This window comes from Snodgrassella sp. CS2, from assembly GCF_050310315.1.
In the GTDB taxonomy this organism is placed as follows: domain Bacteria; phylum Pseudomonadota; class Gammaproteobacteria; order Burkholderiales; family Neisseriaceae; genus Snodgrassella; species Snodgrassella alvi_E.
The window spans coordinates 122448-146961 of the sequence record NZ_JBNPBA010000004.1; the positions used below are offsets into that span (position 1 = coordinate 122448).

General features: G+C 47.8%; 22 protein-coding genes. 8 read left to right on the plus strand and 14 right to left on the minus strand.

What is annotated here, in order from left to right; genetic code table 11:
- Positions 1–179 precede the first annotated feature (179 nt).
- The 13 genes from ACQP6D_RS07225 to ACQP6D_RS07285 all read right to left on the minus strand — a co-directional run bounded on the left by ACQP6D_RS07225 (position 180) and on the right by ACQP6D_RS07285 (position 13510).
- Positions 180–1049 carry a permease gene (locus ACQP6D_RS07225; protein WP_100141065.1) on the minus strand — a complete coding sequence of 290 codons (870 nt, stop codon included), beginning with the start codon at positions 1047–1049 and terminating at the stop codon, positions 180–182.
- A complete protein-coding gene (locus ACQP6D_RS07230; protein WP_427857890.1) occupies positions 1046–2422 on the minus strand; it encodes an FAD/NAD(P)-binding protein in 1377 nt (458 codons plus the stop codon). Before ACQP6D_RS07230 ends, ACQP6D_RS07225 begins: the two co-directional genes overlap by 4 nt.
- A 428-nt stretch (positions 2423–2850) precedes the next feature.
- Entirely contained in the window at positions 2851–3039 is a 189-nt protein-coding gene (locus tag ACQP6D_RS07235) for a hypothetical protein (protein ID WP_427857804.1), read from the minus strand.
- A gap of 84 nt (positions 3040–3123) precedes the next feature.
- Positions 3124–3504: a VOC family protein gene (locus ACQP6D_RS07240; RefSeq protein WP_367431829.1), complete on the minus strand. Its 381-nt coding sequence runs from the start codon at positions 3502–3504 to the stop codon at positions 3124–3126.
- 93 nt (positions 3505–3597) lie between these two features.
- A complete protein-coding gene (locus ACQP6D_RS07245) occupies positions 3598–4836 on the minus strand; it encodes an exopolysaccharide biosynthesis polyprenyl glycosylphosphotransferase (protein WP_100141067.1) in 1239 nt (412 codons plus the stop codon).
- Between the two features lie 10 nt (positions 4837–4846).
- On the minus strand, positions 4847–5668 hold the full coding sequence (locus tag ACQP6D_RS07250; protein ID WP_427857805.1) for a glycosyltransferase: 822 nt from the start codon (positions 5666–5668) through the stop codon (positions 4847–4849).
- Between the two features lie 152 nt (positions 5669–5820).
- On the minus strand, positions 5821–6897 hold the full coding sequence (locus ACQP6D_RS07255) for a stealth family protein (RefSeq protein WP_427857806.1): 1077 nt from the start codon (positions 6895–6897) through the stop codon (positions 5821–5823).
- The gene (locus ACQP6D_RS07260) at positions 6894–7649 is read right to left on the minus strand and encodes a glycosyltransferase family 32 protein (protein ID WP_427857807.1); all 756 of its coding nucleotides are present in this window, start codon (positions 7647–7649) and stop codon (positions 6894–6896) included. Before ACQP6D_RS07260 ends, ACQP6D_RS07255 begins: the two co-directional genes overlap by 4 nt.
- Positions 7646–9121, minus strand: a complete 1476-nt coding sequence (locus ACQP6D_RS07265) for a lipopolysaccharide biosynthesis protein (protein ID WP_427857808.1) — start codon at positions 9119–9121, stop codon at positions 7646–7648. Before ACQP6D_RS07265 ends, ACQP6D_RS07260 begins: the two co-directional genes overlap by 4 nt.
- Before the next feature lie 25 nt (positions 9122–9146).
- Entirely contained in the window at positions 9147–9935 is a 789-nt protein-coding gene (locus ACQP6D_RS07270; RefSeq protein ID WP_100156636.1) for a hypothetical protein, read from the minus strand.
- Complete coding sequence (locus tag ACQP6D_RS07275; RefSeq protein WP_427857809.1) at positions 9932–11659, minus strand: biotin--[acetyl-CoA-carboxylase] ligase; 1728 nt, start codon at positions 11657–11659, stop codon at positions 9932–9934. The genes ACQP6D_RS07270 and ACQP6D_RS07275 overlap by 4 nt, the downstream gene beginning before the upstream one ends.
- A 157-nt stretch (positions 11660–11816) precedes the next feature.
- On the minus strand, positions 11817–12896 hold the full coding sequence (gene apbC / locus ACQP6D_RS07280) for an iron-sulfur cluster carrier protein ApbC (RefSeq protein WP_427857810.1): 1080 nt from the start codon (positions 12894–12896) through the stop codon (positions 11817–11819).
- Between the two features lie 89 nt (positions 12897–12985).
- Positions 12986–13510: a hypothetical protein gene (locus ACQP6D_RS07285; protein WP_100151516.1), complete on the minus strand. Its 525-nt coding sequence runs from the start codon at positions 13508–13510 to the stop codon at positions 12986–12988.
- A 776-nt stretch (positions 13511–14286) separates the two neighbouring features.
- Here ACQP6D_RS07285 and ACQP6D_RS07290 point away from each other — a divergent pair.
- From ACQP6D_RS07290 to bfr (ACQP6D_RS07305), 4 genes are all read left to right on the plus strand, one after another.
- Complete coding sequence (locus ACQP6D_RS07290; RefSeq protein ID WP_427857811.1) at positions 14287–15657, plus strand: OmpP1/FadL family transporter; 1371 nt, start codon at positions 14287–14289, stop codon at positions 15655–15657.
- A gap of 230 nt (positions 15658–15887) precedes the next feature.
- Positions 15888–16781 carry an SDR family oxidoreductase gene (locus tag ACQP6D_RS07295; protein ID WP_267390921.1) on the plus strand — a complete coding sequence of 298 codons (894 nt, stop codon included), beginning with the start codon at positions 15888–15890 and terminating at the stop codon, positions 16779–16781.
- 1157 nt (positions 16782–17938) lie between these two features.
- Positions 17939–18403, plus strand: a complete 465-nt coding sequence (gene bfr / locus ACQP6D_RS07300; RefSeq protein ID WP_100141077.1) for a bacterioferritin — start codon at positions 17939–17941, stop codon at positions 18401–18403.
- 10 nt (positions 18404–18413) lie between these two features.
- On the plus strand, positions 18414–18887 hold the full coding sequence (gene bfr, locus ACQP6D_RS07305) for a bacterioferritin (protein ID WP_100156642.1): 474 nt from the start codon (positions 18414–18416) through the stop codon (positions 18885–18887).
- Positions 18888–18960: 73 nt separating this feature from the next.
- Here bfr (ACQP6D_RS07305) and cysG read toward each other — a convergent pair whose 3' ends face one another.
- Positions 18961–20367: a siroheme synthase CysG gene (gene cysG / locus ACQP6D_RS07310; RefSeq protein WP_427857812.1), complete on the minus strand. Its 1407-nt coding sequence runs from the start codon at positions 20365–20367 to the stop codon at positions 18961–18963.
- A 259-nt stretch (positions 20368–20626) separates the two neighbouring features.
- Here cysG and ACQP6D_RS07315 point away from each other — a divergent pair, with 259 nt between their 5' ends.
- The 4 genes from ACQP6D_RS07315 to ACQP6D_RS07330 all read left to right on the plus strand — a co-directional run bounded on the left by ACQP6D_RS07315 (position 20627) and on the right by ACQP6D_RS07330 (position 24233).
- Entirely contained in the window at positions 20627–21349 is a 723-nt protein-coding gene (locus ACQP6D_RS07315; RefSeq protein WP_427857813.1) for a phosphoadenylyl-sulfate reductase, read from the plus strand.
- 63 nt (positions 21350–21412) lie between these two features.
- On the plus strand, positions 21413–22327 hold the full coding sequence (gene cysD, locus ACQP6D_RS07320) for a sulfate adenylyltransferase subunit CysD (protein ID WP_427857814.1): 915 nt from the start codon (positions 21413–21415) through the stop codon (positions 22325–22327).
- A complete protein-coding gene (locus tag ACQP6D_RS07325; RefSeq protein WP_427857815.1) occupies positions 22327–22929 on the plus strand; it encodes an RBBP9/YdeN family alpha/beta hydrolase in 603 nt (200 codons plus the stop codon). The genes cysD and ACQP6D_RS07325 overlap by 1 nt, the downstream gene beginning before the upstream one ends.
- Before the next feature lie 8 nt (positions 22930–22937).
- A complete protein-coding gene (locus ACQP6D_RS07330) occupies positions 22938–24233 on the plus strand; it encodes a sulfate adenylyltransferase subunit 1 (protein ID WP_427857816.1) in 1296 nt (431 codons plus the stop codon).
- Positions 24234–24514: the final 281 nt, after the last annotated feature.

Here is a 24514-nt window from a genome sequence, read left to right on the forward strand (position 1 = left end):
GTGTTTATACATAAATCCTCAATTCATGTATAAGTAACTTTTAATTATAGCCTGATTGTGTTAAAGGGATACGTGAAAGATACAAGAAAATTGAATAAGCAAGTTAATTATTAATATATCATTATTAGGCTTTTAAAGTTCAGATCCAAACGCAGATAGCTGTTGGTTGCTTTAGTTGATTAGGTAATATGTTTAATGATTATTATGCATAAAGAATAAATACTAATAGCTATGACACTAATACAGGTTCCACAGGAGATGGGCTTAACTGAGCGGCCGGTGCCTAAATAATGAGTTTCTAATACGATGATATTTGCCGCAGGGGGAAGTAAGCAAAACAAATAAAGTGCTAGACTGTTTTGCAAAATAAGATTTTGTTTGAATAGATGAGCAAAGGCCAGCAAGATGGTTATGATTCCACAATAACCGGCGACTTTTTTTAGGAATAAAAAAAGAGTGGTACGTAGATCTTTTAAGGTAATTTTGGCTTTGGCTAACCACATGCCAAGTACAGCCATACCCAAAAAACTCATTAAAAATTTAGCTATGTTATAGATAAACTTGAATTCTAAATCAATCTGTCTGCTATATGGTAAAAGAATTATTCCAATTATTAGCGCAATTACAGGAGGCATTTGAATTAGTTTGCGTATATTAAATCTGATACCTGTAAGTAGCCATGCACCAAGTGAGTTGCCAATAATGGAACTGCCGATATAGGCAGAAATAAAAATAGTGGCGGCCTGATTACCGAAAAGGGAGGCGGCTATGGGTAGACCCAGCCAGCCAATATTTAGGTAAGTGAAGCATAGATTATCAACAGGGTTGATTTTAATTATTTTTCCTAGCAATAGCATCAAAGTCATCACAATGATAGTGGTGACAAGCACGACACTCATACTGCTAAAGTTAGTGGCTATATTATAGATGATGACAATAGGGATAATGAATTTGGTCAGTAGCTTTGAAAGTAGTGGTTTGAAATCAAAGCTTGTTTTCCCTGCGATCAAACCACATAGCAAGTAAATTAGTGGTAGGAAAAAGTTCATATGTTTTCCTTTTGTTCCGCTAATGAAAGCTGTCGAATTATATTTTTCGCTACAATATTCGCACATTGGGTATTAAACCAATAGGCGTTAGTTGAAAACAAACATCCTTTATTTAATGGGCCTAGATTATATAGCCCCTTTACGGCTTGATTGTTAACGATGCATTCCATAGTAGAGACATTTATGTTGATGCCACCACTTTGACAAGGTTCAATAAGATTTTTTTCTTTGAGAGAGCTTAATAAGCTATCTTTCATAAGAGTAAGATTATTTCCGCCACCAGTAGCATCCCAGAATGTTCCTGAGCTGATTGTGCCTTTTTTCGTTGAAATTATATATTTATTTTTTTTAAATGTAGGAGCGGATATCAGTTTATGAAATTTTAATCTGTTATTTATGATAGCTTCATGTATTTCTTCGAATACCTTTTGTGGAACAGGATGGCGCCATGCTGCCCAAATTGATCCTAAAGTGTTTATAAATTTCTGTTTTTGTTTGATATTCATCAAAGCCCAGATTTTATGCATATAGGGTCTTGTGCTAACCAGTATATCCTGACAAGGAAGATTCGCTTCTTGGGCACGTTGCAGTAAAAATTCAAAATAGTCTTGATGTTTCCCCTTTTGTAAAAGATTCATGGCTTGTCTGAATTCTCCTACTACTTTTAATTGACCCATCTCTTTATTCAGTAGATGTATGAATGTGTTCAGTATATCTCCAGATTTTTTACTGTTTATTATGATATTTTGCCAAGTTAAATATACAGGGTGATATTGGTTGCTGCTGCTTATGCAGGTAGGTAAATAACCTTTTCTTGAAAATAAGTTAATATCTTGATTTCCCTTACTATAAGCATATCTAAAAGCATCTATTGCTGTTAGGCTACTGCCAGCAATCAGGATTTTACCGTCAGTATCGTCATATTCTTTAAAATGACGGATAAATCCTTTTTGGGTAGAAAATTGTGGAAAATTATCTGAAGACTTGGCACCTAGGCACATTACGACTGTTTTTGAATGTATAATTTGATGGTTGCTATCTTCAATAACAAATTTATCTTTTGCTTTGGCTATGGAGGTAGCTGAGCTATGAAATTCTGTAATGTGAAGTGTATCAGCGGAATTCATTTGATGATAAAGCTGGGATAGAAACCGAGAAAATTGTAGTCTGGCTGGGTAGTTATCTGTAATAATTTTATTTTTTTTCAACCAGTGATAAAAGCTGTCAGGTTCATAGGATGAAACTGGCAATAAATGAGGAATGGTGTTAACTTTATGAATGCTGTCAGCATCGCCAAAAGCGTGGCCTGTGGCAAAGCTATTTAAAGGGTTCATTATAGCAATTTTAGGTTTATCTAGATTAAGAGAATATATTTCATCTTATATCTGCTTGATTAAACTAACTCCAGTCGCCCCAAATCCAACTATAGCTATGTCATACATAATTTCTCCAAAATAAATTTGTTTTAATTTAATTGCTAAATTTTTTTAATAATTTTTGTATATTATTATTTTTAATAAAAAAATTCTTTTTTTCTGGTTCAGTATTCGATATTTGGTATTTTATTTTAAAATTAATACTATACAAGCAATCAAAAATTGATAATTGTGTAATTATATGATTTTATGTATCAATTGATTATACGGATCATTATATAAAAATAGGTTTTAGCTTTATTTTATGCTTTTTGTATTTAATTTGTTTTTGGTCTGTTGAGTTATGCCTGTTTGCAAACAAATTGCACTATTTTACTTCTGAGCTGGAATGCTACCAATTCACTACATCGATTCTTTTATGTAATTTAATGCCTTCTTTTACTTGATGCTTCACTAATAACACCCATCTGAACTGAAATGAAATTTGAGAAATATTCTTGTTTTAGTACATCTAAATTATTAATATTTTTTGCAACACCGATTACCAAATCACCTTGAGCCAGAGCAGATTTTGCCCAAGCGCAACCCAAGCCATGAGATGCTCCTGTAATCAACTATACTTTTTTAATCAAATGGATTCATCATAAATAATGGCTACATAATGAATCCCCCATTGTTTTAATTTCTTAAGATATTTTTTATTCAAACTTTGAAGTGTCGGTAGCGCAAACACGAAGTCGATGACCATCTGGATCATTTCCTACAAATGTGTATCCGAAATCGAGCATTTGTGGTTCAAGTTCAATATTGACGTTTAATTCTTTCCATGTCGAATAAATCTCATCTACATCATTTTTTGTTACATCATTAAATGACAATTCAAAACCACCGTAATGATTGGGTGCCTTTGGCGTTATTTTATCAGCCTCTTGTAGCCCTAAAATAAAATTATCATTCAATAAAAATACAGCGAAGCCAGGATAAGTATTGATAGGAGGACGCCCTAGTATTTTTGTGTAAAATTCTGTACTAGTATCGACATCTTTGACATAAACAATAACGCTATTAGGTTTAAACATTTTTTGTTTCCTTCTGGTGATAAAAATTAATTTTCTTAATTTTGATTATCTAGATTATAAAGTTGATGGATAGCATTTTTATATTTTGTTTGATCAGCGTGCTCCGAAGCCGGTGAGCATGGTTTTGAGGGTTTTAAAGAAGATAAGAATGTCGAGTGAAAAGGAAAAGTGTTTGATGTAGTAAAAATCATGCTCGATTTTTATTTGGGTTTGTTCGGTGTCGGCGGCATAGCCCTGTGTGACCTGAGCCCAGCCGGAGATGCCAGGTTTGACGATGTGGCGGTAGTCGTAAAAGGGAATTTCTTGAATAAACCGGTCGACAAATATTTTTTGTTCGGGACGGGGGCCGATGAGGCTCATGTCGCCTTTGAGAATGTTCCAGAACTGGGGCAATTCGTCGATGCGGGTTTTGCGGATGATATGGCCGATGCGGGTAACGCGGCTATCGCCTAGTTGTGCCATCTGGGCACCATTTTTTTCGGAATCGCTGCACATGCTGCGGAATTTGTATATGCAGAATTCATGGCCACCGCGGCCGACACGGTTTTGCCGAAAGAGAACGCTACCCGGGCTTTCAAGTTTGATGGCGATGGCTGTGACAAGCATTACTGGTAAGGTAATGGGACAAGACAAAAGAATAAGTAGGATATCGGCTAAGCGTTTTATCAGTACATAGGTTGGTGAGGGTAGGAGTGAACCTAGATCGTTTTCGTACAGATGATGAATTTTAACGCGGCCGGTAAGGAATTCTTCTACTTGGCGAATATTGTATACGGGCATGCCGGCGAGGGTCTGGCTGGCGAGAAATTTTTGCCAATGGTGGTCAAGCTCGGGTTCGTGCAAGTCGGCTACGATGCCGTTGATATTTGTGGCTACGGGGAGGTCTGGGCTGGTAAGTTTGATCCAATTAACGTTGGGTAGCTGATCTGCGTTAATAGCGCGGCCGTAGGGTAAATAGGCATAGGTGGTGATAAATTTGTTGCGGTAGTAGATGTAGGCGATGCACAGGAAGAGGGATAGGCAGCCGGCCATGAATAGGAACCATACGGTGTAAGGCAGGTTGAAGAATTTGGCTGCCATCCACATGCCGAAAAACCAGAAGAAAGTATGTGGCAGGGCGATAACGGCGGATTTGCGGCCGGGAAAGTTGCTGAATACGGACAGAGATTTTGTGTTGAGTAGGTGGGCGATACCGGCAAGGATGATGCTGGTGATGAAGGCGGCTCGACCTTGTGAGAAGCCTTTGATGGGCTCCATGATGGCCAGAGGGAGTAGCATGACCAGCAGGGAACCGAAAAAGAGGCGGCTTTTATAGGAAAGTAAACTTCGCATGATAGTGGGTTTATTTATTCAGGCGCAAATGTTGGTAGAGGTGGGTGAGCATGCTGGTGGGCAATAGGCGGCTACTGCCGCGCAGGGCAAAACAGCTGAGTGCTGGCAGCAGGGGCTGGCTGCGGAGGCGGCGTTTAAGGCGCAGCAGTTGCCATTCGCTGCTGAGGTAGCTCAGTCCGCGCCGGCGTGCATGCATGTTGTGGCCAGCACGGGCGTAAACGAGGGTTTCAGGTAGGTTGGCAGCCTGATAGCCGGCGGCAAGCAAGCGCAGCCACAGGTTGTAGTCTTCCATCCACTGGTGGTGCTGGTAGCCGCCTACGGCAAGTACGGCGCTTTTGCGGTAGGCAACAGCCATGTGGTTAATGGGGTTTCGCCATTGGGCATAGTGTCTGATGGCATTGTTGCTAAGGGGTACCTGCCGCACGGTGCTGGTGTGTTCAGGGGTGGTATTGAATTCTGCTATCTGGCCGCTGAAGAAGGCAATATCGGGGTGCTGTTGTATGTACGCCCACTGGCGGGCAAAGCGCTCGGGTGCACAGATGTCGTCCGTATCCATGCGCATAATCCATTCATGCCGGCAGTGTTCGAGGCCGGCATTGAGGGCATGGCCAAGGCCAACATGCTGAGGCAGCGGGATGATGTGCAGGGGCAGGCGGGTTTGGTATTGGCTAAGTATCTCTTGCAGGTTGCTGCCGATGGGGCCGTCGAGTACGACGATGATTTCTTCTGCCTGTATGCTCTGCGTGCACAGGCTGTCAAAACAGGCACTGAGCCAGTGTGGCTGTTCCTGTGCATACAGTGAGAGCAAAACGGAAAAGTGTTGCGTATTCATTGGCTTGGCAGCAGTGGCAGGTATGCCGGTGGTTTGTCAAGATTTGTTTATTATATCGCAACAATGTTGTCTGGTGACTGCTGCCTGCTGGGTGCTGTGGGGTTGTGCTGAAAAATCAAGGATTGGTATTGATTTTTTTACATTTGTGTCTGTTACAGCAGGGTCTGGCTATTGTTCAGTTCGAATGAGGCTGGGTTGGGGAGGTAGTGCTGGTAGAAGGTGTGCTGCGCGTGGATAAGCTGAGCTACTTCGTTGCTGTTTGGGCTGGTGCAGGTGTCGTTGAGACAGACGAAGCGGATTTCGGGATGCTGATTCAAGTGGTCGATGGCATGGCTAAGGTCGGCAAGATTGCTGATGTTGCGTACGTACCCATCGTTATATTTGTGCGGGATGAAAGCACCGCTGGCCAGTTGCCAGTAACGGTTGAGGTAGATAGTGAGGTCGTTGGGAGCACGGAAGCGGTTGGCCGTGCTGGCCAGAATTTCGGGGGCGAAGTGCTGGTAGACTTCTTGCAGGGTATGGCGGGTATAGGGCTGGGGTAGATGCCAGTGAGCAAACCAGAAGTAATGACGGTAAAAATATTTGAGCAGGATGTTGCTAATTTTTTCACGCAGGCTGTAGCTGCTGGCGAAAAGCTGTTGTTTGCTGAGGCTGGCTGGCTGAAATTGACGGTTAATGAGGCGGATGTTGTTGTTGAGGGCATCTACCCAGCTGTTTTGGCCACGCAGACGGCTGAAAAGGGCTCCGCGCTTGAGCCAGCCATGGCAAAGGAAGTCGACGGGCAGGCCGTGCTGAAATAGGCGCTCGCGCGGGGTGGGACGAAGGATGACAGTATCGTCATTGAGGTAGACGAAGTGCTCGCTCAGGCCTTTGAGATTGACCAGATTCATCTCGATGGCAGATGAGTTGAATACGGGCAGGTGCTGGGGTCTGATAAAAAGCTGCTGATGGCTGACAATTTCGATTTTCGGGTGGTTGGTTTGTAGCCAGTTTGGGCGCTGGTTGGCGGTAATCAGATAGATTTTGTGATACCACGGGCAGTTTTGCTCAATTGAACGTAAAACGTAGCGCAAGGTGCCGAAATCTTGATAGCGGTTGTTGCTGACGGCGTCGCTGTGCCCCTGATGCTGTGGCAGCCAGCGGTTTTTTTCGGCCAGCCATGCGGGATCGCCGCCATCTACCCAAGGCAGGACGAAGTCAATGGGGGTATGGTCTGAGCTGGTGTTCATCGAAGTTTCCGTTTGAGCAGGGCGATGAGTTTTTGACTGTTGCTGGCGCCGAGTGTGGTGCGCAGTAGGCTGAGTAGAAAGCGTTTGATCTGGTCGGTGTGTTTGCTGTCGCTGAGCCAGCTGCCATCGTAGTGATGGATACAGACTGTGTTGCTGGTGCGGTTTAGTTCATGGGTATAGGCGTTTTTGGCCATGAAGTAGTCGCTGGGATAGACGCAGACGTAGTCTGGAATTTCCTGCATCTGATTGTTGAGGATGATGCCGTGCCGTTGGTATAGCTGTTTGAATATTTGGTTGATAGTGATGAGCTGCTGTGGGTTGAATTCGAGCTGCTGGTATTGTTGCCAGATGTCGTGCATCAAGGCGCTGCCGGCTTCACATCCCATTACGCCGGCCTGCGGGTTGCAGGTGAGCTGGCGGGTGTAAGGATTCATGCCTTGTTCGAAGCCGGTGAAGCAGTGGTGATGCAAGAAGGGGTCGAATGAGGCCACCATTTGGACGTCGGTATCCAGATAAATACCACCTTGCTGATACAGTGCCTGAATGCGGCACACGTCGGCGACGAAGGCGTATTTGCCGGCGGCGTAGGCGGCGCGTGCGTAGGGATTGGCCTGATAGTCAAAGTTTTGTTCGTTCCACAGCCGGAGCTCGTAGTCGGGCAGATACTGGCGCCAGCTGTGCAGATAGCGTTGGGTGGTGGTGGGTAATGGCTGTGGACCGAACCAGCAGTAGTGTATGAGTTTGGGTATCATTGGACGGGCCGGCGGTAAATGAGCAATAGGAGGAAGCTGAAGGGTAAGGCTGCAATCAGGCCGGTGATGAGGCTCAGTTTAATCCAGTCGAGATAGTTGTGCACGCTGATGTTGCTAATGGGCTGCCAGCCGATGCTGATGGCTACGGCGATGGTGATGAATATGACCAGCCATAATATGAGTGGACGGCTGAAGGACAGGGAGAGGATATGGCGGCAGCTGTAATGGAGCATTTCGGTGCTGCGGTACAGAAATGAGATGAGTGCGGCCAGTAGAATGCCGGCGCTGCCCCATATCTGGATAAAACACAGGGAACAGGTGATGTTGATGCCGGCTTCAAGCAGGGCTTGTGGTTTGGTGGCTTTGTAGCGGCCGGCGGCCATGATGATGGTCATGGCTGGAATTCGGCTGTTTTCGATGATGCCGACAAATAGAAATAGGATGGCAAGTAGGGGCTGATGGTAATTGGCATCGGTCATGTTGTGGGTGTAAAGCTGGATAAACGGTGCCAGCAGTAGGCCAGTGCAGGTGTAGACCCAGCCGAGAAAGCACATGAAGAGGCGATTGTAGCGGCAGAAGTTGTGGCGGGTCTGTGCGGGATTGGTGCTGAGGCTATGGCCGAATATGGCCTGCATGCCTTGTGACAAGGATTGCAATGCCATTTTGATGGCGCCGAAAATGAGGGCATAAACGGCGTAAATACTGGCGTCTTTTAGGGACAGGAAAAGTGAAATGAGTACCAGTGGCGAGCTGAAGATAAGCAGGCCGGTGAGCTGATGGGTGAGGGCGTCCCAGGTTTGTTGCAGGTGGTAGGGATGGTGTTTGTCGTAGTGCTGGTTTAGTCCGGAGTAGTGATGGCGGACATAACGGCGGTAGAGGAGGAATTTTGCAGCTTGTATCAGGGTAGATGCTGTCTGTACGCTCAGGATGCTGTAACCGGCGCGTATGAGCCAGTAGCAGATGGCGATGTTGGCGAGAATGCTGACTGCTTGTATGCCGGAGATGATGTAGGTTTTCTGGTCTGCGGTAAGGAGGGCGCGGTAGCTGCCGAAAAAGAAGAAATCAAGGATGTTGACGGCACCCATGACCAGTACGATGCAAAAGGTCAGGTTGGCGCTGATTTCATGGCGGGTAAGCCATGCAAACAGGGTGGCCAGTACTACTAGGGCGACGGCAAACAGGCTACCGGAAATCCGGTAAAAATGATGGGCTGCGGCAAGGATACGGTTGCGTAGCTGGTTGTCATGGGCAGTAAGCGCCTGATACAGGGCGACGATTGCGGCCGCACCGATGCCTGCTTCCAGTAAGGTGAGGTAGGCGATGAACTGTTTAACGGATGCGAGCATGCCGTTGGTGGCTGAGCCGTAGGTTACGACAATCAGGGGCGGCAGGATAAAGCCGCCCAGTGCGGTGATCAGTTGCAGCAGTAGGTTGGCAGAGATGTTTTTCAGGATTACGGCACGGGTGCTCATGAAGCCTCTAATGGATAGTGCCGGCTTAGTGACAGTTACCGCTGCGCTGCATGCGGCCGTAGCGGCCGGTAATGGCGTTGATGTCGTTCATGGCTGAGTTGTCTACGCCGCTGAATACAACGCGCATTTTGGCTATGCTTGTGGGGGTGTTGCCTGAATCGCTGTCGCTACTGCCACCCAATGTGGTAATGAAGGCATCACTGAATCCTTGCATTTTGGCGCGTGCCATCAATCCTTCCGCATCTTCCCTCCGGTTGAATACACCTAAGCTGACTCTGCCCTGATTGATGCCATAGTCGAAGCCTTGCTCCTGAAGACGGGCACGAGTGGTGCTATCGCCACTGGATGAAAGCGCTACCATGTAACGGGTGGGTGCGGGTGTGGTACGGGTTCGAGCCGGTGCGTTTACTTGTTCTATGAAGCGGCTGGTGGTAAACGGCCAGTGGTTGAGCAAGCCTTTGATGCGGTGAAAGTCGTCTTCGGGGAGGGTAACGGTGGCGGTACAGGTGCTGGCTGGTGCAGCGGTAGTTTTGTCGGAGTTGTCGGCCGTGTCGCTTTTCTGTTTGCCGGCAGTGGTGGTTTCGGTCTTGCTGGCAGCTTTCGCAGCAGGTACAGCGCTGCCGGCAGCGGCTGTTGTATCGGTAGCACGGCGCACGCTGATGTCGGGGCTGGCCGGTGCGATGGTATCAGTGGCTGCGCTGGTGGCGCCGGACGCAGCGGGAGAAGCTGAAATACCGTGTACCAGTTTGCCGGCTATCATGCTGCCGAAAACGATGATATTTAATGCTACCAAGATTGCAAACAGCCATTTCATGCGTATTCAACCCAGTTGAGTAAACCGTAAAGCACTAAATTATCCACAATTTCAATGCGGTTGTCTAAGACAAATGTATTGGGTAAGGCCTGTGCTACTTTATTGGCTCCACCGCCGGTGATGATGATGTCAACTGGTTTGCCAGTGCCGATTTTCTGTTGCAGGCGCTCATGCATGAGGACGATGGCGCCGCAGACGGCATCCATGATGCCGCTGGCCATAGCATTTGGGGTGGTGGTGGCGAAAGCATAGGCTTTGCCGAGCGGGCGGTTGAGGTTGGCGGTACGTCTGGATAATGCTTCTTTCATCAGATGAAATCCCGGCAGGATGCTGCCGCCGAGGTAATGATTGGTGTCGGTAAGAGCGTCAACTGTGACAGCTGTGCCACAGCTGACCACAACACATGCCTGTTTGGTGTATCGCCGGCTGCCGATAAGATTAAACCAACGGTCGGCACCGTGTTCGGCTGGATTGCGGTAATGATTGCAGATACCGAGGGCTTCAGGCATGGAGGGCAGCCACAGTACCGGTTGTGGCAGAATGGCGGCAATTTGCTGCTGGCGAGCTTCTCCACAGACCGCGCAGCCTATGATGCGTTCTGTGCCGCATCCCTGTTTGGCCCAGTCTTGTATGAGGGGTTGCAGATCATAATAGGCGGCTTTGCCATAGCTGAGTATGCAGCCGTTTTCTACCCATGCCCATTTAAGCTTGCTGTTGCCTGCATCCAGTAGCAGGCAGCGTTTTTTGGTGGCGTTTTGGGTTTCGGTAGCTGCTGCACCTGGGCGCAGGCTGATTTCGCCATTGACAAAACTTTGTTCTCCGTTGGCAGTTTGTAGCAACAGAGCACCGGAAGGAGCGATGCCGCTGACAGTGCCTTCGGCTAGGGTGCGGCCGCCTGTCAGCAGATGTACCAGCCGTCCCTGATCGCGGTGTAATTGATTGTAATCAGCCAGAAATGGGCTGAGCCCATGCTGATTGAAGCGGGGCAGGAATTGAGCCAGTTTGGCAAGAATGCCCTGAAAAATTCGGCTGACTTGTGCCTGAGGTAGCAGGGACAGGATGGCGGTGGCGGTGCCAACCTGATCGGGGATGCTGAAGTTGAGGCCAATGCCGATAACAGCGGTGGTTTGTTGCTGATGAGTGACGGTTTCAATCAGGATGCCGCCAAGTTTGCTGTTGTCCAGCATCAGGTCATTGGGCCATTTGATTTGAGCGGGGATGCCGAGTTCGCGCAGGGTCTGGGAGATGGCCACTGCTACGATAAGTGCCAGTCCGCCAAGTTCGGCTTGTGGGCGCTGGAATGTCCAGCTCAGGCTAAACATCAGGCATTCGCCAATGCGATTTTGCCATGCTTTGCCCTGACGGCCGCGTCCGGCTGTTTGTTCGTAGGCCAGATAGATTTGTGGTGGGCTGTCTATGGGTGCGTGGCGTACCTGTTCCAGCAGAATGGTGTTGGTGGAGGTGGTCTGAGCCAGTAGATGCGGATCAAAGCCGTACTGGCGCGCGCAGTGATTGAAGGTGTTTTCGGGTATCAGTGCCAGTGTTTTGGTAAGCTGCCAGACGCCATTGCGCTGACGCAGAAGACTTTGGATATGGGCAGGCATTTCCTGCCAGGCTGCGTTGAGCTGGGGTATTTTGCAGTTCAGGGTTTTTGCCAGTGTCTGTACTTCATGCGCCAGACCATCGGCAAGCAGGGCCAGTAAAGGCCAAAACGGTGTGTTCATAAAATGGCATGGCCATTGTTTTGCTGATAACAATGGTTTGGTTTAAGGGGCTGGTCTGCTGCATGGCCGGATGCAAGCAGGATTTATTTGTGGCTGTGTGTTCACAATCAATGTGAATATTATCGCATGGTTTGGTGAAAGTATCTTTTTCTGCGGTTTATTCGACCACGATTTTTGGAAAACGCTGGCTATAGTCTTTGCCCTGATCGGCCAATGCCTGTACCAGCTGCCATGCTGCCTGCTGGTACAGGGCAGCAATTTGCGGATTTTGCTCTGCTAGTGCGTAGGCCTGACCGTTATCCATGGCTTCGCGGACGGATAAGGTAAGTGGTAATTGGCCGAGCAGGGGAACACCGAGGTTGTGTGCTAGTTCCTTGCCGCCGTTGTGTCCAAATACGGATTCGGCATGTCCGCAGTGGGAGCAGATATGGACGGACATGTTTTCGAGTACGCCGAAAATGGGAATGTTAACTTTCTGAAACATGTTGACGGCTTTGCGTGCGTCGATTAAGGCTACATCCTGAGGTGTGGTAACGACGACGGCGCCTGTTACGGGTATTTTCTGTGCCAGTGTTAGCTGGATGTCGCCGGTACCGGGCGGCAGGTCAATAATTAGGTAGTCTACATCATCCCATTGGCTTTGAAACAGGAGTTGCTGTAAAGCCTGACTGACCATAGGGCCACGCCAGATGACGGCCTGATCGGTATCGACGAGAAAGCCGACGGACATTACCTGAATCTCACCCGTAGCCATGATCGGTATCATTTTACCCTGATGCTGACACGGTTCTTGTCCGGCAACGCCAAACATGGTTGGCTGGCTGGGGCCGTAAATGTCGGCATCAAGCACGCCAACGCGTGCGCCCATGCGGCTTAAAGCTACAGCCAGATTGGCACTGGTGGTGGATTTGCCGACGCCGCCTTTTCCGGAAGCGACGGCAATGATGTTTTTAACGCCGGCGATGGTTTGGACGCCGAGCTGAACTTTATGTGTGCCGATGGCCAGCTGTACCTTTACGAACAGGGGCTTGTCACCGAATTTGGCGGTGATGGCGTGATCGATGCGCTGTTGCAGCTCGTGAATGAGGTGGGCAACTGGATAGGGAAAGACGAGCTCAAGGTGGATGCCGTCGTTGTCGATGATAACGTTGCGGACAGCTTGTTCACTACCGAGTGTCCGGTTGCTGTCTGGCAGGGTGATGCTGTTAATCAGGGTGGTAAGGGATTGTGTGTCCATGCAATTTTAATCCGCTGCTGAATTTCTGGCGCATATTTTACCCTATATTGGCCAATGAACTGGCTAATGGGGCGGGCGGAAACCGAAATTTAGGCTGATGGCGGCATTTGATCAGGACTAATGGTATGGCCAGAATCTGGCTTGCGGGTATGTTGCCGGTTGCGTATCCACATTAAGCGCAGGCAAAGATAGGCAGGATAAAGCAAGAGAATGGAAACGATCAGGTAGCGCAAATTGTGCCATTCTACAACCATTTGCCCGTGTGCCAGTGCCCATCCTGCCCATAGCCATTGCCACCATGCGGGCAGGCTAAACGCGAGCACAATCAGTAAAGCGGCAATGCGGACGGGTGTGAGCGGCCAGAATTGATGCTGCTGCATGGCGCGGTTAAGTTGCAGCAGAACGATGAAGGCGAAGCTAAGAGTCAGTACCATGCCGCCGTTGGCGATGACCTGTAGCCAGCTGAAGGCAATATCCGGTGATAGGGGTAAGCTGTTGCCTGATGCAGGTGTTTGTTCTAGTGAGACGCTGGCACCAATATTTAGGATGAAACTGTAAATCAAATCCAGCCAGAGCAGCATTAACGGCCAGGTGCGTTTCAAGCGTTGAAACATTGTTGTCTTACCATGAGAACAGATAATAATGCGACAGTGTAACCATTGCTGTGTGCTGCTGTAAATGGCTGTCTGGTAGATGTTTCTGCTTAGAAAACCAGCAGATGCTGCGGCCAGATTGATAAAAACGAATGCAAATAGGTAGACAGTATGGCTGATTGATGCCGCTTATTTGCTGGATGTTATGTATAAAAAATATTTAATGATTGCAAAGTCGGGCAAAAGCAGAAGCGGTGTAAATGGCCGTGGCAGCAGTGCATCCGGAGCAAGCTTTAGCACATGAATGCATGACCAGTAAATATTTATTCTGTACGCGGTAATTGTTTGTTTGCCGCGAAAGCTGTCATACAGAGCCAGAGGCCGGCAGAAGAAGCGCAGCATCTATATTTCAATAGAAGGCTGAATAAAGCAATTATATGGCGTTCTGATATTTTCTATCAATGGAATGGGTGGTGCCTGTTATTTTTTATTCATTTGTGATTGGGATAGAGAGATATTTTAGAATGCTGAAAGATATTGATTTTCAGTTGTGTTTCTTAATAAAAGTTGGATTGATTATGCATTTAGGGTAAAAAATAATTGTATTCAGATATAAGCAATTTAATTTATCTGAATAATTGTAAGGACGGTAAACGGCAATGAAAGTTTTTTTGGGTTAGAATAAACACTCGAATTTGATTTTTATTTTTAATTTTGACCTTGTGAAAAGGTCTTTTTTTATTTTCTGCTTTTTGAGAAAAGACATAATGACAAGACGTTTGCCAGTTGTGTTTGAAATGAGCGCTGTTGTGATCAGTGCCGCAGTTTTGAGTTCTCCTGTTTTGGCTTCCGGATATCATTTGGGTTTGCAGTCGGTGACGTCGGTAGCATCCGGTAATGCGGCAGCGGCTGAAGCTGCTGATGCTACGACGATTGTTAGTAATCCGGCTGGCTTGGTGCATGTGGAGGGTACGCAGATTGATACTAATCTGTTTGTGATTAAACCGGATATTAAATATAAGAATGCGCGAGGAACGTTTTCGGATGGTTCTGCTGTCAGTGGTCCGGCACACGGTAATATTGCCAATACGGCTCAGTTGGTGCCGCAGCTGTATTTTTCTCATCGGCTGAATGAACGATGGGGTGTGGGGCTGGGTGTTTATATACCGTATGCGGCCAGAACCAATGATAGTTCCGCTTCGGTTTTGCGCTATAACGTGAATAAAACCAATGTAAAGGCACTGGATATCAATCCGGCTGTGGCTTTTAAAATCAATGACCGGCATTCGCTGGGTGTGGGGCTGATCGCGCAGTATCTGCATGCAGAAGTGCAGAAATACGCTGATTTCACGCCGGTAGGCAGTGCGCAGTCTGGGATTCCTCCAGCGATGCTGCATCAGCGGGCGCCAGGTGCATTTGATGCTCGTGCTACGGTAAAAGGTAATGACTGGGGCTATGGTTTCAATGCGGGTTGGCTATGGGATGTGAATGATGATGTGCGGGTGGGTGTGAGCTATCGCTCAAAGATTAATCAGCATCTGCATGGTACAGCGCGCTGGCAGCCGGTAGGAAAGTATGCAAAACAGTATGCGCCTCTGTTTGCGCAGTTTGGTTTTAAAGAGCTGGAAGGGGCGCAGGTACAAATTACCACGCCTGAAGTGGTATCGGTGCACGGGATGTGGAAAGTGAATCCACAATGGAATCTATTTGGTAATGTGAGCTGGACGCGCTCTTCACGCCTGCATGAGCTGGATATCAATTTTGAAAATGATAAGGCGATTGATCCGGTACATGGTGCCACTTCGCATACCACGCATATTGCGACCAACTGGCGTGATACCTATGCAGTTGGTGTAGGGGCTTCCTATCAGCAAACCCCACGCCTGCAATGGCGTTTTGGTGTGAATTATGATCAGTCGCCGGTACGCAGTTCGTCTACACGCCTGTCTACTATTCCAGATGGTAATCGCTGGCTGTTTGGCGCCGGTGCTAAATATGATGTAAATAAAAAGGATACGGTGGCGGTGTCGTATGCCTATCTGCATATCCAGCATACGCGAATGAATCAGCAGGATGATGGGGCACACGTGTCGAGTAATGTGCGTGGAGAGGCGGATTACCGTTCGCATGCACATATCGCTGGTGTTTCGTATACGCATCGCTTCTGATATCAGCCTAGGCAGTATACATGCAGGACAGTATAGGTACTGTCCTGCATTTGTTTTGCCCACTAGTTTTGCATGATTTGTCTTTTCGTTCTCAAGCCATTGAGATTAATAAATTTTAACTAGAATATTGACATAAATTACAAGTAGTTTTCTTTTCTGTTTCATAATCTGTCGTATGATGGTTTTGCTGTTCCATCTGGATAAAGCATTGTTAAACAAGGAGATGTATCATGAAGCATCAAGAAGGTTTACAAGATCCTAAAACCAAGTACTACCATCAGGATTATGCCAAACAACGTCAGCCAGCGCCTGGTCTGCAAAGCAGAATGGACCCTGTACCTGATTGTGGTGAAAAAAGCTATGAAGGTCATGGCCGTTTGTGTGGACGCAAGATTTTGGTAACGGGTGCCGATTCCGGTATTGGTCGTGCTGCTGCCATTGCGTATGCGCGTGAAGGTGCGGATCTGGCGATTAATTATCTGCCGGAAGAAGAAGAGGATGCTAAACAGGTTGCAGCACTGGTACAGGAAGCCGGCCGTAAGGTTGTGTGCCTGCCGGGTGACTTAAGTGATGAGCATTTCTGCAAACAGTTAGTAGAAAAAACGCATCAGCAGTTAGGCGGTCTGGATGGTCTGACTTTGGTGGCTGGAAAGCAGACGGCTGTTGAGCGGTTTTGTGATATCAGTACGGAACAGTTAAAAAAAACATTCGAAATTAATGTTTTCTCTCTTTTTTGGGTGATTCAGGCTGCAATGCCGCATTTGCCTGCCGGTGCCACTATTGTGACCACCAGCTCTGTACAGGCTTATGAACCCAGCCCGAATCTGATAGATTATGCCTCTACAAAGGCCGCTATTGTGGCGTTTACGCAGGGTCTTGCTAAACAGGTAGCTGCTAAAGGAATTCGCGTGAATTCTGTGGCTCCCGGCCCTATCTGGACTGCTCTGGAAATTACCGGCGGTCAGCCGCCTGAAGCCATTCCAAAATTTGGTCAGAGCGAATCTATTCTTGGCCGTGCCGGCCAGCCTGCCGAACTGGCTTCTACTTATGTTTTCCTGATGTCGGATGAATCCAGCTATGTAACCGCTCAGGTTTATGGTGTGACCGGCGGTATTTTGCTGTAAGACATTTTGTTGTTTTTCTAATAAATCCGTACTGAAATTCGGTTTCTGTACCGGTGTAATACCGGCAGTAAAATGAGTTTTAGTACGGATTTTTATTTTTTTCTGTGAGCAAAAACCATATTTGTTTTGCTATTGGTGCATAGGAATATTTATTTGTAATATTTATATTTCTCATTTTTTGTTTTTTCATACAATAGATAAAAAAATGATATTTTGCATCGCGGAGGATAAATTGGGAGTAAAGAAGCAGTAGTGATATTTCCTTTTTGCCGCAATTCACTTATGTACTGGATAAGAAAGAAGCATGTGTCAGCAGGATGCGCAGCAAGCTGTGTTCAGGAGAGGGTGCCTAGATTTCCTGCCGAAATAAAAGGCAGGTAGCTGTTTTGGCTGTGATTGAGCTGATTTATAAGCGCTACTGAAAGGCTGTTGCTACAGGCAGGATTAATAATGATGCTAAAGGAATAATTGATCTCATTGAAAAGGGAATAAAAGGCAGGCTGAGGTATAGAGCAGGACGGAATGAAAATGGTTATGTTTTACGCTAATTGCTTGTTGATCCTATATATTGTGGCCGCTAAGGATGCAGACTAAGCGTGAAATTATGTTAATTTATATAAATTTTATTATAAATTTGCCGTCTGTGATGGTTTAGTTGAATGATTCTAATAAAGTGTGATAACCATTATTGTTTTAATACTATGTTTTTATGGAATTTTTCTGTTAATTTTTGATTTTTTCAATTAATTATTATGAAAATTACTCTTATTTAGATTAAAAATAGTCATGATATTTAATGTTATGATAAGCCCAAACAGTTGTATTGGTTAGGGTAATGTAATTTTAACACCTGATTTAGTGCAACTGTTCAAGGGGGAAAAGGGTTGCAGGTTAATTTTAGCCTGCAACCCCAGACTGCAGAAAATATTGGTGCAAGATATTTATCCTCTACGTATAAGTTACTATCCAACCGTGGTTTTTTGCTTAAGAAGCAAGACAAATACGCTGCTCACGGGTAGAAAAATAACAGACATAATTTTTCATTAAATGGTTATCTGCGCTTGATGCTTGTCGCGTCAGGCTGGTAGTGGTTTAGTGATTCATCACAACTGCTTGGTAAGTAAAATGCAGCAGTTTTGAGTAAAAAGGATGCAAACATGGAAGGCAAAAAGGTTGTATTGGATTGTTTAAACCGTTTACTGGCAGGAGAGCTGGCCGCACGTGACCAGTATTTTGCCCATTCGCGGATGTATGAAGATATGGGCTATATGAAGCTGTTTCAGCGTATAGACCATGAGATGCAGGAAGAAACCGACCATGCGCACCAGTTTATTCATCGTATTCTGATGCTGAACGGCAAACCGGAAATGGTACCGGATGCGATTAATGTGGGCACGGATGTAGTCAGCATGCTGGAAAATGATCTGGCTACAGAGCTAAGCGTGCGCCAGAATTTAAAAGATGCGATTAAGCTATGTGAGCAGGAGCAGGATTATGTGACGCGTCAGTTTCTGGTGGCTCAGCTGAAAGATACGGAAGAAGACCATGCACACTGGCTAGAACAACAGTTGCGCCAAATTGAGGTGATGGGCTTGCCCAATTATCTGCAAAGCCAGCTGTAAGGAGAACGATATGCAGGGAGATCGTTTGGCCATTCAGGCATTGAATAAAAATCTGGGTTTGTTGTTGGTTTCCATCAATCAATATTTTCTGCATGCTCGTATTCTGCGCAACTGGGGTTTCAACGAGCTGGGTGAGGCTTTATATAAGCATTCGATTCGCGATATGAAGAGCGCAGACGCGCTGATTGAACGTATCCTGCTTCTGGAAGGTCTGCCGAATCTACAGGAGTACGGCAAAATTCTGGTGGGTGAGAATATTACTGAGATTCTGCAGTGTGACCAACGGGCAGAGCAGGCCAAACACATTGCTCTGGCTGATGCCATAGCTGTGTGTGAAAACCAGCTGGATTTTGTGTCACGTGATTTGCTTGAACAGCAAAAAGCGGTGAATGAGGAATATTTAGACTGGCTGGGTACGCAGCTTGATCTGATTGAAGAAGTTGGATTGAATAATTATGCGCAGTCTGCGGCAGTAACAGATTGAACGGTTTCGGCCAACAGGATAACAGCACTTGCTACGCAAGTGCTGTTTTTTGTGCTTGCTGTAGGCGCTGATACTAAGCGGCTGCTACGCTTTCGTGTGCACTGCTGGGCTGAAACCATTCCAGCTGCTGGCGCAGACTGACTACTTCACCAATCACAATCAATGCCGGTGTGGTAGCTTGCTGTGCCAGTGAGGCTAGCTGGTGAAGCTGGCCGGTTGATACGGTTTGCTGTGGTAGTGTGCCTTGCGAGATGATTGCTACCGGTGTGGTGGCGGCTCGTCCGTGGGCAATTAGCTGGCGGCTGATTTCCGCTGCCGTGAGGGTACCCATATAAATAACCAGTGTTTGCTGAGCACCAGCCAGTGTGTGCCAGCCATGTGACTGTGCAGCCAGCTGCTGATGGCCGGTTATAAACAGCACACTTTGGGCATAATCGCGATGGGTAAGCGGAATACCGGCATAGGCGGTAGCGCCTAGGCCAGCACTGATGCCAGGAATGACTCTGAAAGGAATTCCTGCTGCCTGTAATACCGCACATTCTTCACCACCACGGCCGAATACAAAAGGATCACCGCCTTTTAGGCGCGCAACACGTTTACCTTGCTGTGCCCACTTTACCAGCAGCTCATTGGTTTGTTGCTGTTGTACCTTATGGTTGCCACAGCGCTTGCCAACGCTGATTTTCAGGGCATCGCGGCGTACCAGCTCAAGTATCTCTGCCGATACCAATGCATCATATAAAACCACATCTGCTGCCTGAAGTGCCTGTAAGGCGTGCAAAGTGAGCAGACCGGCATCACCTGGGCCGGCACCAACCAGCACCACTTCACCCTGTGGTAGGGGCTGGTGGGCATTTAGCTGCTGCTGCAACAGCGATTCCGCTGCCTTTTCATCACCACTGGCCACATACTGGGAAAAGCGGCTGTGCTGAAATAATTGCTCCCAGAAGCGGCGGCGTTCGCTCAAATGCTGCAAGGTTTGTTTTACCTGTGTCCGCCAGCGTCCGGCCAGCGCCGCTGCTTTGCCGATTGAAAACGGCAGTAGCTTTTCTATTTGCTGACGAATCAGCCGCGCCAACACTGGTGCGTGGCCGCCGCTGCTTATGGCTACCTGTATTGGACTGCGATCAATCAATGCCGGCACGATAAACGAACAACATGCCGGCTGGTCGACACAATTGCAGAATGTTGTCGCTGCTTCAGCTGCCAGAAATACCTGCCGATTTAAGGCTGGGTCGTTAGTAGCGGCCACTACCAGAAACACACCACTTAGCAGCGCAGGGCTAAATTCTGTGGCGATGTGTTCGGCTTGCTGTGCGGCAAACCAATCCTGAAAACGGCTGGTGGTTTGCTGTGCCACCACCTTTAGTTGAGCTCCAGCCTGTAACAGGGCACTGGCCTTGCGTTCGGCCACCTGTCCGCCGCCTACCAGTAACACTTTGCGCTGGTGTAATTGAGTAAATATGGGGTAGTGATTCATGTTGGTTTGTCTTTGTTGTGTGCACACTATCTTATAAGTGCCGCTGTGTGGCTGAAAAAGAAGCATTTTTTCTAACCAAATCGTTGGCGGTTATATCTGTATGGGCCATGTTCGGGACGGAAGTTTGGTTATAAAGAAAGAAATTTTTATTCTTTCCTTGCCGCAGGCTACGCTTGCTACTATCTGAATCAGACAGACAGTAAGCTGCTTAAACAGTTGCTGGCATTAATAAATTGTGCTTTCAGGAACGTAAAAGAATATGTTGCGCCCCCGCTTGTGGAGCCCACCGCATGATGCGGCCGCCACCCAACGCTTGCCGGTACTTACTGCCGAACTACAAAACCGTTTAGAGCAGATTGTCAGCCAGCATCAGCACGTTAAATTTGCTTCTAGTCTGGCCGTTGAAGACATGGTGATTACCGATGTGATTGTGCGCGCGCAGCTGCCTGTAGAGGTATTTACTCTTAATACTGGTGCGCTCAATAGTGAAACCTGTCAGTTGTTAGACGCCGCCGGCCGGCACTGGGGTATCCAAATTGTTGAATATCGGCCAGATGAGGCGGCTGTTGATGCGTATGTGGCTGCACATGGCAAGCTGGCTTTCTATGACAGCGTTGCTCTGAGGCGCGAATGCTGCCATATCCGCAAAATCGAACCGCTCAACCGTGCACTCAGTGATGCAGATGCATGGATTACGGGACAGCGGCGCGAGCAGTCCAGCACCCGTACCGAGCTGGCATTGGTTGAGCAAGATCAGACTCATGCGATGGCCAAATACAATCCGCTGGCTGATTGGCTGGAAACTGATGTGTGGGCTTATGCCGAAGCGAAGCAACTGCCGGTAAATGCTTTGTATATGCAGGGCTATCCGAGCATCGGCTGTGAGCCGTGTACGCGTCCTGTAAAAGTGGGTGAGGATATTCGGGCTGGCCGCTGGTGGTGGGAGAGCCGCGATAGTAAAGAATGTGGTTTGCATAAATAAGCAGAATTTAACTCAGGCTTGCAGGTGCGCTGTCATGCGCTGCAGCCACTACGGAATAAACCAATGAGTATTCAAAACAAACATCTGGATTGGCTGGAAGCGGAATCCATCTACATTATCCGCGAAGTGGTCGCTGAAGCACGCCATCCGGCGCTGCTGTTTTCCGGTGGCAAGGATTCGGTAGTGCTGCTGGCACTGGCAGTAAAAGCGTTTCAGATACCTGGCCACAGCCTGCAATTACCGCTAACACTGTTGCACATCGATACTGGCCACAACTACCCCGAAGTGATTGCCTTTCGTGATGCCACTGTACAGCGGCTGGGTGCGAAACTGGTGGTGGGCAGTGTGGAAGAATCCATTCGCCGAGGCAGTGTTACCTTGCGCCGAGCTACCGATTCGCGCAATGCCGCCCAGGCTGTCACCTTGTTGGAAACCATTGAAGCCAACGGCTTTGATGCATTAATGGGCGGTGCACGTCGTGATGAGGAAAAAGCGCGTGCTAAAGAACGCATATTCTCTTTCCGCGACGAATTTGGTCAGTGGGACCCGAAAAACCAGCGTCCGGAATTATGGGATTTATATAATACTCGTCTCCATCCGGGCGAAAATATGCGCGTATTCCCGATTTCAAACTGGACCGAACTGGATATTTGGCAATACATCGCGCGTGAACAGTTGGCTTTACCCGCCATCTATTATGCTCACAAGCGTGAGGTGGTGGAACGCGGAAACATGCTGGTGCCGGTAACACCACTGACACCGAAAAAAGAGGGCGAAGTGAGCGTGGTACGCAGTGTACGTTTCCGTACAGTAGGCGATATTTCCTGTACTTGTCCGGTGGCGAGCGAAGCCGCAACCGCCGCTGAAATAATAGCCGAGACGGCGCAAACCACTATTTCCGAGCGCAACGCCACGCGCATGGACGATCAAGTTTCGGAAGCGGCCATGGAAGAGCGTAAGAAAGCAGGTTATTTCTGATGGCTCCCACACTCACCGCTTCAGCGCCACAGGTCTATATTGTGCATGGCTTTCAAAGCAGCCCGCACGATAACTGGTTTGAGTGGCTGGCTCGGCAGGCGCGTTCTGCCGGTGCCGTTGTCACCATACCGGCAATGCCTGCACCCGATTATCCGCAAGCAGCGGTATGGCAGCAGACACTGGATCGGATTATCGGCCAGCCTGAAGCTCAGACCATACTGGTCGGCCACAGCCTCGGCGTTATTACCCTGCTGCGTTTTCTCAGCCGTCACCAGCCTGCAAAGCTGGGCGGATTGATACTGGCCGCTGGCTTTGCCTCGCGCCTGCCTACGCTGCATATACTGGATGAATATATCGATGCCAGCCAGCCTGATTTCAGTGCATTGCAGCACATCAGCATGCCGGTGCACAGTATTATTTCCACCAACGATCCCTATGTGCCAGAAGCCGCCAGCCGATCCATTGCAGCATCACTGCACAGCCACATCGATTATGTACCAAATGGCGGCCATCTAATGGCTGAAGACGGCTTCAGCGAATTGACTCCAGCGTGGCATAGCCTGAAGCAGATGCTGACGCAGGTCGTTACCACCAACCAATGAGACATCGAATGAGTACTGATTCCGTATTGCGATTTATTACAGCCGGCAGCGTGGACGATGGTAAATCCACACTAATTGGACGTCTGCTGTTTGACAGCCAGTCTTTGCTGGCTGATCAGGTAGCCTCACTGTATCGAGGCAAGCACAAGCGCACTGCCGAGGGCGTCCCTGATTTTGCCCAGCTTACTGATGGGTTGGCGGCCGAGCGTGAGCAGGGCATTACCATTGATGTAGCTTACCGCTATTTTGCAACGCCGGCACGCAAATTCATCATTGCTGATACCCCCGGCCATGAACAATATACCCGCAATATGGTGACCGGTGCCTCTACTGCCGATGCCGCCATCATTCTAATAGATGCCACACGGTTGGATTTCAGCGAACAGACACCGGCATTACTGCCGCAAACCCGTCGCCACAGCGCCATTCTGAAACTGCTGGGTACACCGCACATCATCGTAGCGGTAAACAAACTTGATTTGCTGGATTACAGCGAAGAAAAATTCAACGCGATTAAACGCGCCTACAACGAGCTGGCCGCCGCTTTAGATTTGCGCCGCGTCAGTTATGTACCAATATCGGCGCTAAACGGCGACAATATTGTCACTGCCAGTGCACACATGCCATGGTATCAAGGGCAACCGCTGCTGCCTTTGTTGGAAAGCCTGCCCGCTGCTAATCGTCATAGTCAGTTGCTGAAGGCACCCGCTCTCTATCCAGTACAGCGCGTCGCACGGCTGGATGGCAGCAGTGCTGATGATTTTCGCGGCTATCAGGGTCGGCTAGAACAAGGGTGCCTGAAAATAGGCGAGCCCGTACGTATCGAACCAGCCGGCCAGAGTAGCACCATTGCAGCCATATACAGTCCGGATGGTGCCGTAGATCAGGCTCAGACAGGTGATGTGCTCACTTTAGTGTTGGCTGATGATGTAGATGTATCCCGTGGAGACAGTATTGTCGCTGCCGGCAGTGATTTGCATCCGGTCAGCAACATCAGTGCATCGTTGTGCTGGTTTGACAGTAAACCACTCAACTCAGCCAGACGGTACTGGCTCAAGCATGGTACGCAAACGGTGTATGCAAAAATCAGAAAGGTTGAATATCTGCTGGATGTGCAAAGCCTCAATCATCAGGAGGACACCGACAGCCTGCAACTAAACGACATTGGACGGGTACAAATCAGCGTGCAAAAACCACTTATTGCCACTACCTACGAGGCCAATCCGGCGGCTGGTGCCTTTATCCTAATCGATGAAGCGACCAATCATACCGTTGCAGCCGGCATGATTGTTGCCTTATCTTAGGCGTCACATGCATAAAAGTTCGCGGTGAAAATATACTGTCTCCGCGCAACACAGTATGCAGAAATCATGAATGCTGTTGCATCTTGTTTATGCTTTGCAGGTATAGGTGCAGCAGTTTAGGTGGCAGGTGTTGATAAAAACACACATATACGACAAACGAGTTAATATTATGTAAAAATATGTTATATGGATAAAATCAATCCAGCTTCATAATTGAATTTGAATAAGAGGTTTGTGTAAAAAACAGATAAAAATGATGTAAAAATTAATTTTTTTGATGT